Raw genomic sequence first — 17,206 nt, forward strand, 5'->3', positions numbered from 1 at the left:
TATTGTTAAAATTTCGTATCTTTGCACTCCTCAAAAAGCTTGAGGTAATACTAACATTTAAATCCAAGTAAATTATGTTAAAGACAAAGTTTTTTGTCAGACACAAGTCTGGCGAAGTAATTACGCCTATTTATGTGCGTGTAAGTAATGGTCGAGCGTTCGACTTAAAAGTAGCAACTAAAGAAACCTGTATTGCATCCCGTTGGGATGAAGTGAACGGAATGATGAAAGAGAGGTTTTTCGTCGAGCAAAAGGGTAAATTGGTTGAGAAAAGAGATGGGGTTACGAGGGCTTTATTTATTGAAAGTCGAGAGGTCAACGAAAGACTTCAAGACTTGACTAAAAAGATTGATAAAGCCTTTAAAGAAGCCGAAGGAGTAGAATTTAATACAGAGTGGTTGAAAAGCGTAATTAATCCCCTTGTTGTAGTGGAAAATACTGTTCCAGATGATTTTGTGTCATTCTGTCCTATGTTTATTGAGCAAAAGAAGCATGATATCTCCAAAGGCTACACTATTAAGATTAACTGTCTAAAAAGGATTATTAAGGAATTTTTGAAGCATAGTAAAAAGAAGACTTTAAAATTCAGTGAAATTAATATGAAATTCAAAGTAGATTTTGAAAAGTACTGTTATGAAGTGATGGGGTATTCAGTAAATTATACTTCTACAAATCTTAGACTACTACGAATAATTGCCTATCAAGCGGAAAGAAATGGAATTAAGCTACATTCTCAAATCAAATTGGTTAAGTCAAAAGAAGAGAAAACGATTTTCCAAATCTTGAATTCTGCCGAATTAGAAGCTATTGAGACTCATGTTTTTGAAGATGCAGAATTAGATAATATCCGTGATTGGTTGATTATTTCGGTGTACAGTGGTCAAAGAATTTCGGACTTTATGAGATTTAACGTAGAAATGCTTACTAAAGAAAAGCTTGATAATGATCAAGAAAGCTACTTTTTGAACTTTATTCAAGATAAAACAAGCCATGTTTTACATTTACCTGTTCATCCAAAGATTTTGGAGATACTCAATAAAAGGGGTTTTCAATTTCCTGCTAAATATGATGAGGATAAGTATAATTTATTAGTGAAAACCGTTTGTAAAGATGCAGGAATCACCGAGGTGTGTTACGGAGGAATTGAAAAAGGTAAAAGAAAAGTCTTTGCTAATTATCCAAAACATGAGCTTATTACAAGTCACATCGGAAGAAGGAGCTTTGCAAGTAATAATTACGGTAAAATACCAACCCCTTTATTAATGGTGGCGACTGGCCATAAATCTGAGGATATGTTTCTTAGGTACATTGGAAAAGTAGATAGGCAACAATCTCATGCACTAGCCAGTTACTTTATGATTAATAATTAATTAAATAATATAGAATGGATAAATTATTAGGAAATCCGCTTTTTAAGTATGATTTAATGTCGATTGATGGGTTTGTATGCAGGTACGGAAATTGTGGATTTTTACACCCTGAAATAAGTTTACAAATGACATTTTTTGACTGTAACGAAGAAACGGAAATTTTGGAAGAAGAATATGACGGGAATAATCCTTTTCATGCGTACTTTGTCAATTACGATAGGGTGCTTCCAATTTTTGACTTTGGAATGTTCAATAATGCGATCATACTAATCTTTTCGGAGTTGTCCAGCGTTTTCAGAAAAGAATTGAGAGATTATTTATTAACTATTAACAATTTAACCACAAAAAGACAAACTGCCTATGAAATAAAACTACATTTTATTAATATTGGTGAGATTTTATCTTCACTTGAAAACCTTAACCCAATCCAAAAAGAGGTGATTGATTACTTTGTAGCTCAATACAGTGAAGAAATTAAGCATTTGGATAAACTATGTGTACAATATTCTGAATTATTTTCAGGCGATTCTGACGCATCAAATGATGAAATACTAGATTCTATCATTGAAAGGGTTTTAGCGGATAAAACAGCTTGTTTGGCAGCTAGAATTAATGCTATGGAAGAAACAATGTTACCTGAACTTTTATCAATTAGAGAAGCGCAAGAGTTTTTAGGGGTGAGCGACACAACATTTTGGCGAATGAGACGTGATGGAGTCGTTCCAGAATATATGCTTGGAGCACAAACCTACTTTAAACCACATGAGATTGTAAACTGTCTCGTAAGAACGAATTAATCTATCTGTAAAGTAGGATTTTTTCTGTCCTGCTGAACCAAACACCTAAAAATTTTATTGGAAGATTTCAAGCATTAGCGAAGGCTTATGTTAGCCACTGCTTTTGCTTGAAGTCTATTTTATTAACCATTCTTATTTCGGTTAAAGATTTGAGGATTAATATAATATGATTAAATGAGACAAACAGTAAATAAAAATGAATTAATGGTTTTACTACCATTATCACTCAATTATTCCAGAATTGAAATAGAGGGGAATGAGAAAATTAAAAATTTCGACATGAACTGCATTAAGTTTATTATCGGGCGTATAATTTATAGTTCGGTTGTGTTCGTAAAAACCACAGAAACAGAAAAATACAACCATCATAGCGTAATTAATAGCGATACTTGGATTAAACATATCGGAAAAAACTATTTAGAATACGTTCAACTTTTAATTGATTTGAAATATATAAATAGAAAACCGTATGTCGTTGGAGAAGAAAGTTTTGGATATGGTTTTTTAAAACCTTTACGTTTTTCAAGAGTTTTTGCGGAAGTGATTCAAATTAAAAGTGCCGATGACTTGAAGTCTACTACCACAAAAACAAGCTACGTGAAAAAATATGAAAAGCCTTTAATAGACTTTTTCGACTACACGAAGTTTTCAATTGATACAGAACTTGCTGAAAATGATGTTTTTGAAGCCTATTTCATGGAAGGTAAATATCCAATCAAGATTTCACATGGTGAGCCAGATAAAGAAGGGTTAGCTACCTATTCCTACTATCTTATGGCAATGAAAAACATGGTGAAATTTATGAATGGAATTTACAGTTTTTCAAGAGGTAGTGATAAAGTTGGGAAAGGTTACAAAACAGTGGGGAGGTTTTACAATCCATTCGCAAGATTGAATAAAGAAATCAGGAAACTAATGTTTTATGACAATAGAAAAATACACGAAATTGATTTGAAGAATAGCATACCATATTTCTTATCTAACTATCTATCTAGTGTTAGATATAGAGTTAGTAAGAAGAGATTAGATAGAATAAATAGTAGTTTCCATATATATATGAATTCTGAATCTCTCAAAACCTGCATGGATACTGAGGTTAACGACTTCAAAAATTTATGTGTCTCTGGCGGGGTGTACGATGTTTTTATTGACAGGCTTATGGAAATTTACGGTGAGGAATGGGGAAAAGAGTACAAAAGATTGTTTTTAGTGAATTACACGAACTGTTATGAGAAAAACAGGGAGCTAACGAAGAAACTTTTATTGGCGATGTTCTTTGCGAAAAACTCGCAATATGAAAAGGTTCAACAAGTTTTTGCCGAGCGTTATCCTGTAATTTATGACTTCCTAAAAACCAAAAAGAAACAAGGTTATAAAAAGATTAGCAAACAACTTTTTGAAATGGAGGGATTTATGATTGTAGATGTGTTGGCAAAGGAATTAACGAAAGAATACAGACGTGAAATGCCAGTTTTTACAATTCACGATAGTATAGCAACTACAAGCGAGCATGTAGAGACTGTAAAGAGCTATTTTAACAATGTATTTCATCAAAGATATGGAAATGCACCAACTTTATCAATATCATAAAAAAAACAGGCTTATTTTAAGCCTGTTTTTGAATTAAGCAATTTATCAACTATTTTCTTCAACAAACTTTTTAAAATCCTGTAAAAATTTGATGAACTTATCGTGATTCAAATCCAAGTCTTGTTTTTTAGATTTTTCACCTGCCCTTTGTTTCATAAGGTCTACAAAGAAAACCCCATATTTATTGCTTCGGAAGAAAACATCCTCGTTTTGCCAGTCAAAGGATTCATCAGAATCTTTGTTTTTGCTTTGTTCCACACCGTCAATTAAACTTTGAATTTTTTGTGGTGTCCAATTCCAACTACCAAAGTGGTTTATAGTACTTTCTTCACTCTGAATAGAGTGTAAGATTGTGTCTCCCCACATATCTTTTTTAAATGTATATTTCATTTTGTATAATATTTTTATTTTACAGCAGTGGATATGCATTCATAATATTTCCTGCATCATCAACCTCAATTAATATGTCAAACCTACCTGAAGAGTCTTTGAACTTATATTGTTTAAATTTTTTGCCCAATGAGGCTGGATTTACTCCTTGTCCTTTAACTACGGTATTTTCATACACATATGCTATTTCCTCCTGTATTCTTTTAACGTCCCAATTTTTAGGGAACATAGAAGATTCTGCATTTTTCACTAAATAACCATCTTTGTATTTTATACTGATTTTAGCCTTAAAAGGAACATCTTCTGCCAATTGTGTCATAGAATAAACTCCTTCAGGGTCTAATATTTTCTCTACGTCTATTGCTCCGTTAAAGATTCCCGAACCTCTGTGTCCTCCTTGGGAAACTAAAACTTCATCTGTGTATTTGAAACCCGAAGGCAGGTTTTTTATAAAAAGTTCAGTATTAAACTCTCCTTCAAGATGATTGAAAAAACCTTTGTCAAATTTACTGAGCCATCTTCCAAAAGCCAATTTACGCAAACCTTCCACATCATCTGTTAATTCATAAAATTTTTTCTTCAAATAATGAGCTAAATTCCCACTTTTTACTGCTTCTACTAACTCTAAAAATTCCTTTTTTAACCATTTCCATAGGTCTGCCAATGAATTACCAATTTTCTTACCTATGTTTTTAGAAAAATTTATCGCTTTTCCTAATTTTGCTGATTTTTGAGATACTCTACTAATTTTACCTGCTGCCTGTGCTATCTCCTCAGAGATTTTTCCAGCAAGAGATGCGCCTCCTGTAAAATATGCAATAATAGCATCCAAAATAAGCTCAAAAGCAATAGCACCTACAAAGTATGCCCAAAAATAATCATTAAGTTCTGAAAATTTCTTTTTTAGCATGTCAGTAAATTGTGAAATCTCTTTCCAGATTTTACCTTTGCTAAAAATATTTTTAATTCCACTAAGAAACTCTTTTGAGTTTTCAGCAAATAAATCTACAAAATCTTCAATAAACTCTAACTTTTCTTGATGTTTTGTAAGCTCTACAGGGCTTAATTTCTCCATATTTAAAAAAGGAAGATTGTCAGTAATCATAGCTAATAACATAATTACTGTTTGAGCCAATGAGATAAGACCGTTAAGTAATCCACATAAAAAAGCATTGATTTTTGCTACTTCCTGATTGATTTTTTCTCCTATAAACGCTCCAATCCCAGAAATGACATCTAAAACATCCTTAAAGAATGATTTGAGTTTATTATATACATTTTTAATGCTTTCAGGGATATTATCTTCTATGAAATTCTTTAAATAGAAGACTACAGCAAAGAAAACATCGTCCGCTATTGTTGGGGTTGCTTTAACAACAGTTGAAACTATTGCCAGGGAAATTTCATCAAAATAATCTACAAAATCTTTGAGTTTATTAAAGCCTTCACCTGCTATTTCAGATGCATTCTGCATAGTTTTGTATTCTCTGGCAGAAATAGGAACAGGAATGATGGGCTTATATTTTGCTTCTTGTTTTTGAAATCCGCTTGTACCTACTTTATTTTGATAAGTACTGTACATCGGTAATACAAAATACTTCTCGTAATCATAATTTTCTTCCGTGAATTTCCAACTTTCAACAGTTTCAATACCTCCTCTAAGCCAATCAGCCAATTGATTATTTAAAGAAAATACCTTTTCAAAGGCTTCATTCAATTTGGTTTGTTCTGCAATTTCCAAATAGATTGCACCCTTTAAAAGAGTTTCGTTTATCTTTGTATCATCTGCAAGTTCTCTAACAAGATTGTCAAACCCACTTACTGTTATTGATTCTGTTGGTGTTACATACGTGGTGTTTTGATTACTACTATAAATTCTGTTAAAGAAGTCTTTGGCATCTTTTCCCATTTTCACCCGACAGGCAGTACCAAAAAAGTTACTTTTTTTAGGGTCATCTTCTTCATAGAAAACTTTAAATTGTTTCTCTTCTACCTCCTCTTTTTCGTATCTATCAAACACTTCAACACCACTCTTACATAGTATGAAAGTATATTTTATGCGATCTGTTTCTTTAGTTTCGGGGATTTTATCGAAATCTTCGGGAGGAACAACAAATGTTTCAAAAAACACACTGTTTTTTCCATAAGGACTGTCAAGGTTTCTACTCAAGACATAATCTAATCTTTGCATCATAATAGTGAATTTTAATTATTATGAGCCAAATGTAAGTGCCTATAACGTCAAAACCTGTCGCATAACAAACAGGTTTTGAACTATTAACATTTTTCTTTCTCAAAATGCTTTTTCAGCGCATTAATACCGAGTTTTAAACCTCGCATGAGGAAATAAGCACCTCCGACATACAAAATGAGGTATGCGATGAGCATCAAAATAAGCGATACATCATCCCAAATGCTGTATGGCTTAAATTCAATTGCGGGAAAACAAGTTGTTTGCGCTTGTAATTGCAGTATCATTTTGCGTTATTAAAAGGATTTTTCCCCTCACGCATAAAAACTGTTCCCATTTTTTGATATTGAATAGGTTGTCCTTTTGCGCAAACCGTATAAATCCCACTACCAAAACCATTTTGCGCTCTGATTATAGTAACCTCTTTTTCGTCAACTCCATTATCAATAGCAACAAACTTTTTAAGACGGTTGTTTTTGATTGGCTCTTTGAAATCTTTTGGTTTTTCTTCCTGTGCGAAATAAAATGTTGGTAATGCGAACATTAAAGTAAAAATTAATTTTTTCATTAATACTTAATTGTTTTAAAGGTTAATTTGTAATATTAGTAGGCTAATAACCCCCATTATTATCAATAAAACTCCCATACATCCACTTTGCGAGCTGTTGTTTGTATAGGTTGTAGGGGATTGGAATGTTTTTTTTTCAGAATTATATTTATTGATAACACCTTGAGGATTTAAACCACTCATAAATAATGGCTTATTACCGATCTTTTCTTCAAATACTTCGCAACATTCTTTTGCGTAAATGTAAATTGTCGGGGTAAACATGAGACGTGCTATTGCTCCGTCAAGGGGATATTTGTCTTCTCTCCAAAATGCAATTTCACCTTTTCCACCAATCATTTTGTAAGCATTTATCAAATGCGGATTAGGTTTTAGGTCGCCAAACATAATGTTTTTATGAAAGTCCTTGTTAAGAAGGTGTTTTGTTTTGCTTACAAACTCCCAATATTTCATGTTTGGTTTTTTCTCAATCCATTCAGTATGGTTGTAACTGATGTCGGCTTCCATGAAAAGAGTTGTAGCAATCTCTTGAAAGTTCTTTTGCTTTTCTAATTCGATGATTTTGTGTAGATACCCCATTTTATAATGTATTATAAACGACAAAGCGTGAGCTATTCACACTTTGTTAGAAGGTATTTGGCGTAACCTACACACAGAAGCAGAACGCCCACGCCATAGGGGTGGGTGTCTAACTTTTGCTCCGTGTGTTTTCAAAATCGCCAAATTTTTCTAACAAAGCAATAAGCTTTACACTTATTATTTTTCGTTGATGTCTTTGCGCAAAACTACAAATTTTGTGCCTTATTAATTTAATTCAAGTTTAAAGAAATTTAATAAATCACTTTTGAATTGAATTTCTCTCGAATTTATATCTTCTTTGACCCAATCACTTTTATGATAATTACTCAAGTCTTTTACAACAGCAATATTTGATATATTATATTTTTGCTTCTTAACTCCAAAGTAGCCATTTCCAGCTTGAATGTTTAGCTTTTTTTCAAAAACGATTTTGTTTCCAAATCTGTCTAAGTTTAACATTGCATCATCAATATTCCATCCATTGTAATTAGTGTCTTGCCATTTTTTAGGAAAGATGTGTTCAATATCAAAGGTGTCAGGAATTAATTCTAATTGATTTGTATGTAAATAAGCATGAAGTAAAAGCAAAGCCCTTGAAAGTCTAGATGAAGAATGACCATCAATTTTCCCACCTAACTGTTCCTCGTTAACTGTAAATCTAAAATTGAAATTATCTTCATTTTGAATAGCAATACAAGTTCCATAAATATCATCTTTAATAGCATTTACAGATGGAGCATCTATAAATTTTGCAAATAGAAATGCTATATGTTTTTTCAAAACCTTGATGAAGTCAACATCAAATTTTGCACTATTTCGATGTTTCAAGAAAAAAACACTTATCGGATATTTCCAGTATTCATTTGGGTAGCAATTTAGACATTGTAGATATTTTCTTGCTGTTTTAGAAATTTCATAGTTATTGCTCTCAGATTCTATATCTGAATTAATATACCTCCAAAATTCGGCTAAAGACATTATTTCTTCCATTATTAGTGGTTCTTTCAGTCTCTTATATTGCTCTTCTGCATAGAATTTTCTTAAACCAACTTCTTTTGATTTATCATTATTCCTTGCTCTTAAAATATGTGTGTAGTATCTAAAAATATCATCAATTGAAACTTTTGCTTCTTTACAAATTTGAGTAAGTTCTTTCCATCTATTTGTAAACTCTTTTCTCGTTTGCACAGTTGGAAGGTTTCTATATATCTGCGCTTTAAAAATATCTGAGTCTGAAAGAGGTAGTCCTCTATCATTCAACGTTGAGAAAATTGTTAGTGCCACTTCCGAGGTATCACATTCAATAGGTAAAATGATACACTTTTGTAAAATTGTTATGCATAATTGCTTCCATTGCATAGGATTGATTTCAGCATAATCATCACACTGTTTCTTAAAAAATCTATAATTTACCGAATAATTATCAGTAGCATTATCACTGCTTAATCCTGTCTCAAGAATTTTATGGAAAGTTTCATTATCCTCTTCAGTCGCAACTTCTGAAATAATATGAATTTTTGTTTTATCTGAAACTTTTGTAGAAATTGGGTTTATATCCCATATACAAGGTTCTATTTGCGTTTTTAAACCTCTTACATCGTCATCTTCTGTCATTACCTCCAATTTTCTGTAAAACGCTCTTAAAAGCAAGAAAAAAGAGGTGATTCTCTGTTGACCGTCAATTATTTCAGAATCTTCTCCATTTTTAAAAGATACAATAGTACCAAGAAAATAATCTGCGCCTTTCTTTGCATCTGTGTTAGCAAAACTTTCAATATCGTTCCATAATGTTTCGCATTTTTCTAGCGTCCATTTATAAGGTCTTTGATAGTCAGGAATTATAAATTTTTTATCCTGCATATCACTAAATAATTTGCTTATGCTTTTTTTACTTACATGTAGTTCTGCCATGGTTACTGTTTTAGTTTCAAATATTTTGTGAGTTTTTCGTACTCTAATTTTTTGATGTAGTTTTCCATATACTCATAATCAGGCTGCCCTTTGGAATCAATAGGCAATTGCAACTTTTCTTTTTTTAGTCGTGTATCACTTCTTTTATATCCAAAATTGTATTTTCCTCTAATTTTATCTGCAATTGTTGTAATAAATAAGCCAATTTCTCTATTCAATACTTTAGAATATCCAACAGATATATCAGAAGTAGCAATAAAGCTTTCAGCCTTATATATAGAAAAGCCCATTGAGCCTTCTCCATTTCTAATGAATGCAATACAATTGCCGTTTTGAATCATTTTTTCGTTTCCTACTTCATCTACGTAAGCTAAAACTCCATTATTAGAATTAGTTGCACCTAAATAATTTAAACCTGATTTCCCTTTCTTTAAGTGATTTAAGCCTTTTGATTTGCCCTGACTTAATTTAAATAGTTTTCCTAATTCAAATTCCCCTAATTCTTTTTCATGAAGTGGCTCTACTTCATTATAGTCCTTTATCTGTTCTATTCTTTTTGCAATGTAATTTTGAAAATGACTTATTTTATTCTGTTCTTTCTGCTTTATATAATGCTCCATAAAGGCATAATCAGGTTCACCTTTGGAGTTTATAGGTAAAAGAATTACCTGCTTTTTTAGCCGTGTTGAATTAATTGTATATGAATATGAGTATTTATTTTTGTGCTGTTTTAACGATTGAGCTATAAATAGTAGTATTTCCTTTGAAATATTTTGTCTTGGGATTAATACATTTACTTTTGTACCTGTAAAAAATGAAAAATTTTGAACAAATGGCTCAGCGGTTTCATTTCCAATGGTAATAACAGGTTTTTCATTTACAATGTAATTGCTTTCAAAGTCAATAAATCCATCTAATCCATTATTACTTTCTTTTCTCGTAATATATGCTGTTCTGCCTTTTTGTTTATTTACTTTATTTCCATCTATACTTTTACCTATTTTAGTATAAAATAAATCTTGTATCATAAACTCTCCCCATTGAATATTTTTCAAATCTGATTCCATAGCACTATTCATTTTCAAATAAATATTCCCTTCCCTGCATAACCATATTGAACTCAAACGTAAGGTAATCGGCAATGGTTTTTTCAAAATCTTCCTCTTTCGGGATTTCATCATTAAAGTAGTAGAAAGAATGCAACCATTCGTCATCGGGCTCTATGGTAGTTTTTACCATAAATTTAGATTCTGTGTCTTTCTTATCAAACCAGCAATCTAATAACAATTGTTTTCTTTCTTCATTGCGGACTGTTTTTGTAAGTCCTATATGTTTACTGATGATATAGCCGTCGTCTTCATAATTAATGAACTTGCATCGAGTAGCAAAATCATGGGGCTTGTGTGCCGTAAAAACAGCAATACAAGGATTTACACCTATTCTGTAAAACGTTTGTTTATTGAGTGTAATTACACCTTTTAGGGTGTGTTTTTCTAAAATCCTTTTCTTTATTTTTTTATCTTCCGTGGTTTTACCTACCATGGTACTTTGTGGTACAATAGCAATACAAATAGCATTGTCTGATAGACTTTCTAACAGATGTTCTATGAAATGAATTTCGGATAAATGAGCCGTGTCTTTACCTTTGGCTTGAGAATACGGAGGATTGATAAAACCTACTGTGTATTTTTTCTTTCTTAATTCTTTAGTAGGTTTTCTTAAAAAATTTTCGTTAGTTAAATTACTTTTTCCATCGTCTCTTAAAATCATATTGGTGGTAGCAATAGAGAACATATCTTCTCGTATTTCTATACCATGTAATTGATTCGATTTTATTTCTACTTTTTGCTGTTCATCATCACTCATGTTTACCATACGGTGCATAGCTTCAACAAGGAAAGAAGCGGTCCCACAACAAGGGTCAAAAACTCTATCAGTAACTTTTAACTCAGCTAAATCACAAAATAGTTCAGTAATAGAATCAGGCGTAAGAACTACACCCAAACTTTGACCATCTCCACCGCTATACTTCATAAATTCTCCATAGAAACTGCCTAATACATCGCCTTTTTTGTTGGCTCTTATGGAATGTAAAATATTAGTTTCTATAAATTCAGTGAAATATTTTAATGGTGTTTTTGCAAGCCTATCATCTATTTGATTAAGTAATGTTCTGTCTTTTATGATGATAAACTGATTAAGTACCGTTTGTTTTTTCTCCTCAGGCTTTACATCTACTTTTTTCATGTAGGTTTCTATACTGCGGTAAATTTTATTACCATCTGTATCTATATTGTCACCTGTTAATTGTTGTGATTTAAAATTATTTACATCCGCAAGAGCTAATAAAATTGCAGAAACGACTAAGGGTTTTTCTTTATCTCCTAACTGCCCATAGTTTCGAAGTGCTTCATGAAGTTCAGACGCTTTTTTTATTAATTCTTCGGTTTCTAGTATTTTTTTTGGTGTTTCTCCTAAAACTTGCTCTCTATAAAATTGTTCAATTTTATTTTCTTTGAAGTTCTCAAAATTTTCTATTTTTTCCAATAATTTACATCCTGACTCATCTACAAAGAGAGGTCGGATAATATGATGTTTTTCATCACCCGAACAGCCAAAAGCAAATATTTTTTTAAAATTAGTTTTATTAATTATTTCTTTAGCATAATGCAAAGCACCATTTTCAGCATAGTCAGTTATCGCTTTTTTATCACTAGAAAGTATTTGTTGAGCATCATCTTGATATAACACTTGTTTTTCTGTGTCGGATTTATTTTCAATCACTAAAATAAAGTCGTTAGAAATAGCAACAAATTCAGGAAAACCAATTTTGCCTGTACCTTTTTTAGATGCTGTCTTTAAGGCATCTTGAATTTCCTTAATGTCGCTTCCATTTGGGGTATATTGAATTTCAGCGTTTTCAAGAAGTCTACTTATAAATATATCTGTTTTCTTTTCGTTAGTCATTTTCAAAAGTTACAACTCACAAAAATATAATAAAATTTTTCAAAATTTTACTTTAATATGTATCAAATTGCTACCCATCTAAATAAAAACGCCCCACCATAGGACAAGTTTTTGGTAGTACCCCCACCTTTGGAAAGTCGGTCAAAAGTTTTCGGAAGTCTAAAAACCTGAACTCTTTTTTTTGACATTTTTAGACTACAACCCAAAGTTAGAACAGGTTTCAAGAGATTTTCTACGGATTCAAAATACTTTTGATATTTCATTGGATATCACCCTATTTTTATAACATTTGGCATAGTTTTCGACTACTATAAACCAACAAAAAACCCCGTCAATACTACGAATGTTGAACGGGGAAGTGTAAAAAATTCTAACGCTAATTAAAACTTATCTACAATGGCAAAGTTAACAAATTGTCTTGATACTTTCAGTATCTATGTCGGAACGTACAAAAAGTACAATGAAGGTTCAATCTATGGTGAATGGTTGAACCTTTCAGATTATTCAAATTATGACGATCTTTTACAGGCTATGCAGGAACTTCACCAAGACGAAGACGACCCCGAATATATGTTTCAGGATTATGAATGCTCGGAGTTCTTTATCAAACAAAAGCTAATCAGCGAATGCCATCTTTCAGCAGACATTTACGAAATAGCCGAAGAGATTAACAATTCGGATTATGATTTAGAAATTATTGAAGCCTATGCAGAGTGTATGAGCTACAATCATAAGGACGTGGACGACCTTTTAGATAGTCTTTCAGATTCTTATTTCGGAGAATACAATTCAGACGAAGACTTTGCACAAGCTACTTTAGAACAAGACGGCTCAATACCAGAAAACCTACCTTCTTACATTTACATTGATTGGGAAGCAACCGCAAGGCATATCATGTATGATTATATGAGTTCTAACGGATATTATTTCCGAAACTAATTACGATAACAATTCTTCGCACCTTGCATAATTGTAGGGTGCTTTATAACTATTTACAATATGAAAGCAAGATACATTAGAGTTTCAACTGGATCGCAGAACATAGCAAGACAGGAAGAGAGACAGGCAAAGGGCGAAAAGATATTTACTGATGTAGTAAGCGGTTCTACTCCCTTTAAGGATAGAGAACAGGGAAAAGAACTGATAAAGGCTATTGAGAGGGAAGAAATTAATTACGTTTCTGTAAGTTCTATTGACAGGCTCGGAAGAAACCTGTATGACATTCTTACGACTCTGGAATTCTTCAAAGAAAAGGGCGTTATTCTTAAAGTGGATAATCTAGGAATAGAAAGCCTTATCAAAGGGAAAGAGAATCAAGCATTCAAACTCATAATTTCTGTAATGGCTAATATAGCCGAAATGGAGCGAGAAGCCATTTTAGAACGTCAACGTGAAGGCATTGCACTTGCCAAAGCTCGTGGAACTTATAAAGGGCGTGAAAAAGGTTCTATGGAGAGTGTAGATGACTTTCTTTCTAAATATAAGGAAGTGATTAAGAGCCTAAAGAAAGGGAATTCTATTAGAGATACAGCAAAAATCTGTAGTATCAGTATTGGAACTGTTCAGAAAGTCAAAAACGTCATTAATAATTCTGCTTAATTATTATTTTTGTGAAAAAATATTTAAGAAATGAATTTTCATGAACATTACAGTCGCTTTCTAGGAGATAATAATATTTATAAAAATCTAAGCACTATTAAAAAAAATGTGTTTTTTGATTTTGGGATTTTGATTTTACTTTTAGTAGCAACAGGTATAGGTGTGTATTTTTTTGCAGAAGATACCGTGAAAAATAGCATTCCTCTATCAGAAACATACAATAAATGGCATTTTAAATTGACAGCAGGCTCATTGGTTCTATGTTATGCGTTTATTGTTTACGAAAGAATAAGGCTTTTTAGAAATGTTAAAAAAAAGGTTGGGTATTTTAAACAGAACATGCTTGGAGTAATTTTATTTGGGATAAATTGGGATTCAATAATTTTAAAATATTATTGGTTTGATAAACTTTACAATTTTAGTATAGGATTACAAACTAAGAAAATTGAGTTTTTTAAAAACCAAAATGATAAAGAGCTGGCCAATATTACAATGCCTAAGTTTCCAATTAATTTATCTGGAATTATTTCATTTGGTGCTCCATTTATTTCCATTTTAAGCTTTATTTTGTTGGCGATTGGAGTTGAAGAAGGTAAAGAGCAAAAAATAATAATTCTTCTCATGTTATTGCTTATAAGTCCAATTTTTTTTGTTGTGATAATGTTTATTAGAGATAATTTCAATGAAAAGAAGAATGATTACAAGAATATGCAAAATTATTCTTTAGCATTGGGATATATTTTGGATAAAAGAAAGTTAGATAATGTTTCTCAACAAGAAAATTTGCCAGAGGAATAGATTGCTTCTTAAATGAGAAATTACAAGGATAGACCACTCAAACAAGATGTAATTTTCACTATCAACATATCTAAAAGCATATGAAATCAAGCTATTTGCACTATTGGAAGAGTGTATCTCTTTATTATTTCTATATACCTAAAATGGTACTTTATAAATGTGGGAGTAGAGCGATTTTTGAGCTAAGAAGTCTCTCATGCTATAATTAATCTATACAAATATTTTGTCATTTCGGGCATAGTATTTGTATATTTGCAGTAGTGTTCTTTGGAAGGGTTTGAAATTTGAATGTCGGAAATATGTCGGAAAACTTCCACAAAATAAAATTGCAATGTACCATGAATAGGCATATTGCGATTTTAAAAGACGGCATCGAAGATGCCGCCCCTAGTTATTGTATCCTAATCATTATTCTTTCAAAGCTGCGATCTCGTCCCTAAGCTTGGCTGCTTTTATGAAATCAAGATTTTTAGCGGCAGCTTCCATTTCTTTTTGCTTCTGTCCAATGATTTTTTCAATGTCTTTGTCCCCATAGCTGGCTTTTGTTTCGGCGGCTTTCTGAAGAATCTCTTTCTGGGTGTATTTTGGATCTGGAAAATCTTTACTCCTTCCCACAAGATTTTCTGAGATCTTTTTATTTAAGGCCTGAGGAACAAGCCCGTTAGCTTCATTATGTTGTATTTGTTTATTACGGCGGTATTCCGTCTCGTCCAGGGCAGCCTGCATGGATTTTGTAATCTTATCAGCATACATGATGGCTTTCCCGTTAATGTTTCTTGCTGCACGTCCTACCGTCTGGATCATCGATCTTCGGCTTCTAAGCATTCCCTCTTTATCAGCGTCCAGAATGGCTACCAGAGACACTTCCGGAAGGTCAAGCCCCTCTCTTAACAGGTTGACTCCGATTAGCACATCAAAAAGTCCCAAACGAAGGTCCTGCATAATCTGAATACGTTCCAGCGTTTCTACATCTGAATGGATATATCTTGTCCTGATCCCGAATTTCATAAAATACTTGGTAAGTTCTTCGGCCATTTTCTTCGTTAGAGTAGTGACTAGCACCCTTTCATCAGCATCTGCTCTTTTCTGAATCTCCTCCATTAGGTCATCAATCTGGTTCAGGCTTGGTCTTACCTCAATAATAGGATCCAGAAGACCTGTCGGACGAATGATTTGCTCAATATAAGCGCCTCCTGTTTTTTCCAGCTCATAATCTGCTGGCGTTGCAGAAACATAGATCACCTGGTTTTGCATGGCTTCAAATTCCTCAAATTTAAGAGGCCTGTTGTCCATGGCGGCCGGAAGTCGGAAGCCGTATTCCACCAAGGCTTCCTTTCTGCTCCGGTCCCCGCCGTACATGGCATGAACCTGTGGAACGGTAACGTGGCTTTCATCAATGACCATTAAAAAGTCTTTCGGAAAATAATCAATCAGGCAGAATGGCCTTGAGCCCGGAAGCCTTCCGTCAAGATATCTTGAATAATTCTCAATCCCTGAGCAGTAGCCCAGTTCCTTAATCATTTCCAGATCTAGCTCTGTTCTTTCCTGGAGCCTTTTAGCTTCCAAAGGCTTTTCAATTGAATTAAAGAAATCTACCTGCTTTACCATATCGTCCTGAATGCTTCTGATGGCTCCGTTTAGAGTTTCCTTCGATGTTACGAAGAGATTCGCGGGATAAATTTGAATCTGGTCAAAATTAGATTCCACATTTCCACTTACAGGATCAAAACTCTGGATTTTTTCGATTTCATCTCCAAAAAACTGAATTCTCACAGCATTGTCAGCATATGCGGGGAAAACATCAATAACATCCCCTTTTACTCGGAACGTTCCTCTCTGGAAATCACCCAGTGTTCTGGCATATAATGCATTAACTAAAGAGTGGAGAAGTGCGGTTCTTGTTACTTTTTCTCCAATAGCTAATGTGATTAGTGATTTGTGAAATTCTGAGGGGTTTCCGATACCGTAAATACATGAAACAGAAGCTACGATCAGTACATCTCTTCTTCCTGAAAGCAGGCTGGCTGTTGCAGAAAGACGCAGTTTTTCGACTTCTTCATTGATGCTCAGGTCTTTTTCAATATAAGTTCCGGTTGTCGCAATATAGGCTTCCGGCTGGTAGTAATCGTAGTAGCTGACAAAATATTCAATGGCGTTATCCGGGAAGAATTCCTTAAATTCCATGAATAACTGTGCTGCAAGAGTTTTATTGTGGGCAAGCACCAGTGTAGGCTTCTGTACGTTCTGCACAACATTGGCGACAGTAAATGTTTTTCCGGAGCCCGTTACACCAAGAAGGGTCTGGTATTTTTCGCCGATCTCAATGCCTTTGGTAAGCTTTTCGATCGCTTGTGGCTGGTCGCCTGTAGGTTTATATTCTGACTGAAGATTAAAATTCATAGGAAATGATGTATACAACAAAAATACGAAAGAAATTTTTAGCCTT

15 protein-coding genes are annotated in these 17,206 nt (G+C 33.1%); 6 read left to right on the top strand and 9 right to left on the bottom strand.

Translation table 11 applies throughout. From position 1 onward, the window contains the following. Window positions 1-74 precede the first annotated feature (74 nt). The 3 genes from J2T03_RS14085 (at window position 75) to J2T03_RS14095 (ending at window position 3,757) form a co-directional block, all read left to right on the top strand. On the top strand, window positions 75-1,370 hold the full coding sequence (locus J2T03_RS14085) for a phage integrase SAM-like domain-containing protein (RefSeq protein ID WP_307211970.1): 1,296 nt from the start codon (window positions 75-77) through the stop codon (window positions 1,368-1,370). A 14-nt stretch (window positions 1,371-1,384) separates the two neighbouring features. Continuing rightward, window positions 1,385-2,167: a helix-turn-helix domain-containing protein gene (locus J2T03_RS14090; protein ID WP_307211972.1), complete on the top strand. Its 783-nt coding sequence runs from the start codon at window positions 1,385-1,387 to the stop codon at window positions 2,165-2,167. A gap of 174 nt (window positions 2,168-2,341) precedes the next feature. Beyond that, entirely contained in the window at window positions 2,342-3,757 is a 1,416-nt protein-coding gene (locus J2T03_RS14095) for a hypothetical protein (RefSeq protein WP_307211977.1), read from the top strand. A 45-nt stretch (window positions 3,758-3,802) separates the two neighbouring features. On the opposite strand, the gene J2T03_RS14100 is transcribed toward J2T03_RS14095, so the two are convergent. From J2T03_RS14100 to J2T03_RS14135, 8 genes are all read right to left on the bottom strand, one after another. After that, window positions 3,803-4,147 carry a hypothetical protein gene (locus J2T03_RS14100; protein ID WP_307211980.1) on the bottom strand — a complete coding sequence of 115 codons (345 nt, stop codon included), beginning with the start codon at window positions 4,145-4,147 and terminating at the stop codon, window positions 3,803-3,805. Between the two features lie 19 nt (window positions 4,148-4,166). Beyond that, entirely contained in the window at window positions 4,167-6,341 is a 2,175-nt protein-coding gene (locus J2T03_RS14105) for an EndoU domain-containing protein (RefSeq protein WP_307211983.1), read from the bottom strand. An 83-nt stretch (window positions 6,342-6,424) separates the two neighbouring features. Next, complete coding sequence (locus J2T03_RS14110; RefSeq protein WP_307211986.1) at window positions 6,425-6,625, bottom strand: hypothetical protein; 201 nt, start codon at window positions 6,623-6,625, stop codon at window positions 6,425-6,427. Beyond that, the gene (locus tag J2T03_RS14115; RefSeq protein ID WP_307211989.1) at window positions 6,622-6,906 is read right to left on the bottom strand and encodes a hypothetical protein; all 285 of its coding nucleotides are present in this window, start codon (window positions 6,904-6,906) and stop codon (window positions 6,622-6,624) included. The genes J2T03_RS14110 and J2T03_RS14115 overlap by 4 nt, the downstream gene beginning before the upstream one ends. A 15-nt stretch (window positions 6,907-6,921) precedes the next feature. Then, entirely contained in the window at window positions 6,922-7,485 is a 564-nt protein-coding gene (locus J2T03_RS14120; protein ID WP_307211992.1) for a hypothetical protein, read from the bottom strand. A 225-nt stretch (window positions 7,486-7,710) separates the two neighbouring features. Further along, window positions 7,711-9,396 (bottom strand): DUF262 domain-containing protein, encoded by a 1,686-nt coding sequence (locus tag J2T03_RS14125; RefSeq protein ID WP_307211995.1) that lies wholly within the window; start codon window positions 9,394-9,396, stop codon window positions 7,711-7,713. A gap of 2 nt (window positions 9,397-9,398) precedes the next feature. Beyond that, window positions 9,399-10,463 (bottom strand): restriction endonuclease subunit S, encoded by a 1,065-nt coding sequence (locus J2T03_RS14130; protein WP_307211999.1) that lies wholly within the window; start codon window positions 10,461-10,463, stop codon window positions 9,399-9,401. Between the two features lie 4 nt (window positions 10,464-10,467). Beyond that, window positions 10,468-12,363: an HsdM family class I SAM-dependent methyltransferase gene (locus J2T03_RS14135; protein WP_307212002.1), complete on the bottom strand. Its 1,896-nt coding sequence runs from the start codon at window positions 12,361-12,363 to the stop codon at window positions 10,468-10,470. 396 nt (window positions 12,364-12,759) lie between these two features. Between J2T03_RS14135 and J2T03_RS14140 the strand changes: the two genes are divergently transcribed. The 3 genes from J2T03_RS14140 to J2T03_RS14150 are packed head-to-tail and all read left to right on the top strand — an operon-like array spanning window position 12,760 to window position 14,760. After that, window positions 12,760-13,302, top strand: a complete 543-nt coding sequence (locus tag J2T03_RS14140) for an antirestriction protein ArdA (RefSeq protein ID WP_307212005.1) — start codon at window positions 12,760-12,762, stop codon at window positions 13,300-13,302. 60 nt (window positions 13,303-13,362) lie between these two features. Continuing rightward, a complete protein-coding gene (locus J2T03_RS14145; protein WP_307212008.1) occupies window positions 13,363-13,962 on the top strand; it encodes a recombinase family protein in 600 nt (199 codons plus the stop codon). A gap of 30 nt (window positions 13,963-13,992) precedes the next feature. Then, the gene (locus J2T03_RS14150) at window positions 13,993-14,760 is read left to right on the top strand and encodes a hypothetical protein (protein WP_307212012.1); all 768 of its coding nucleotides are present in this window, start codon (window positions 13,993-13,995) and stop codon (window positions 14,758-14,760) included. Window positions 14,761-15,168: 408 nt separating this feature from the next. Here the strand turns inward: J2T03_RS14150 and uvrB are convergent, their stop codons facing one another. Next, window positions 15,169-17,160, bottom strand: coding sequence for an excinuclease ABC subunit UvrB (gene uvrB, locus J2T03_RS14155; RefSeq protein WP_306841385.1), 1,992 nt, complete (start codon window positions 17,158-17,160; stop codon window positions 15,169-15,171). Window positions 17,161-17,206: the final 46 nt, after the last annotated feature.

It is taken from the genome of Chryseobacterium lathyri (genome assembly GCF_030812195.1).
In the GTDB taxonomy this organism is placed as follows: Bacteria; Bacteroidota; Bacteroidia; order Flavobacteriales; family Weeksellaceae; genus Chryseobacterium; species Chryseobacterium lathyri_A.

Bases quoted from the DNA above. Each gene is read 5' to 3' on its own strand.
- uvrB (WP_306841385.1), bottom strand. From the start codon at position 17,160: ATGAATTTTAATCTTCAGTCAGAATATAAACCTACAGGCGACCAGCCA.
- J2T03_RS14125 (WP_307211995.1), bottom strand. From the start codon at position 9,396: ATGGCAGAACTACATGTAAGTAAAAAAAGCATAAGCAAATTATTTAGT.
- J2T03_RS14100 (WP_307211980.1), bottom strand. From the start codon at position 4,147: ATGAAATATACATTTAAAAAAGATATGTGGGGAGACACAATCTTACAC.
- J2T03_RS14105 (WP_307211983.1), bottom strand. From the start codon at position 6,341: ATGATGCAAAGATTAGATTATGTCTTGAGTAGAAACCTTGACAGTCCT.
- J2T03_RS14130 (WP_307211999.1), bottom strand. From the start codon at position 10,463: ATGGAATCAGATTTGAAAAATATTCAATGGGGAGAGTTTATGATACAA.
- J2T03_RS14110 (WP_307211986.1), bottom strand. From the start codon at position 6,625: ATGATACTGCAATTACAAGCGCAAACAACTTGTTTTCCCGCAATTGAA.
- J2T03_RS14090 (WP_307211972.1), top strand. From the start codon at position 1,385: ATGGATAAATTATTAGGAAATCCGCTTTTTAAGTATGATTTAATGTCG.
- J2T03_RS14140 (WP_307212005.1), top strand. From the start codon at position 12,760: ATGGCAAAGTTAACAAATTGTCTTGATACTTTCAGTATCTATGTCGGA.
- J2T03_RS14095 (WP_307211977.1), top strand. From the start codon at position 2,342: ATGAGACAAACAGTAAATAAAAATGAATTAATGGTTTTACTACCATTA.
- J2T03_RS14085 (WP_307211970.1), top strand. From the start codon at position 75: ATGTTAAAGACAAAGTTTTTTGTCAGACACAAGTCTGGCGAAGTAATT.
- J2T03_RS14115 (WP_307211989.1), bottom strand. From the start codon at position 6,906: ATGAAAAAATTAATTTTTACTTTAATGTTCGCATTACCAACATTTTAT.
- J2T03_RS14150 (WP_307212012.1), top strand. From the start codon at position 13,993: ATGAATTTTCATGAACATTACAGTCGCTTTCTAGGAGATAATAATATT.
- J2T03_RS14120 (WP_307211992.1), bottom strand. From the start codon at position 7,485: ATGGGGTATCTACACAAAATCATCGAATTAGAAAAGCAAAAGAACTTT.
- J2T03_RS14135 (WP_307212002.1), bottom strand. From the start codon at position 12,363: ATGACTAACGAAAAGAAAACAGATATATTTATAAGTAGACTTCTTGAA.
- J2T03_RS14145 (WP_307212008.1), top strand. From the start codon at position 13,363: ATGAAAGCAAGATACATTAGAGTTTCAACTGGATCGCAGAACATAGCA.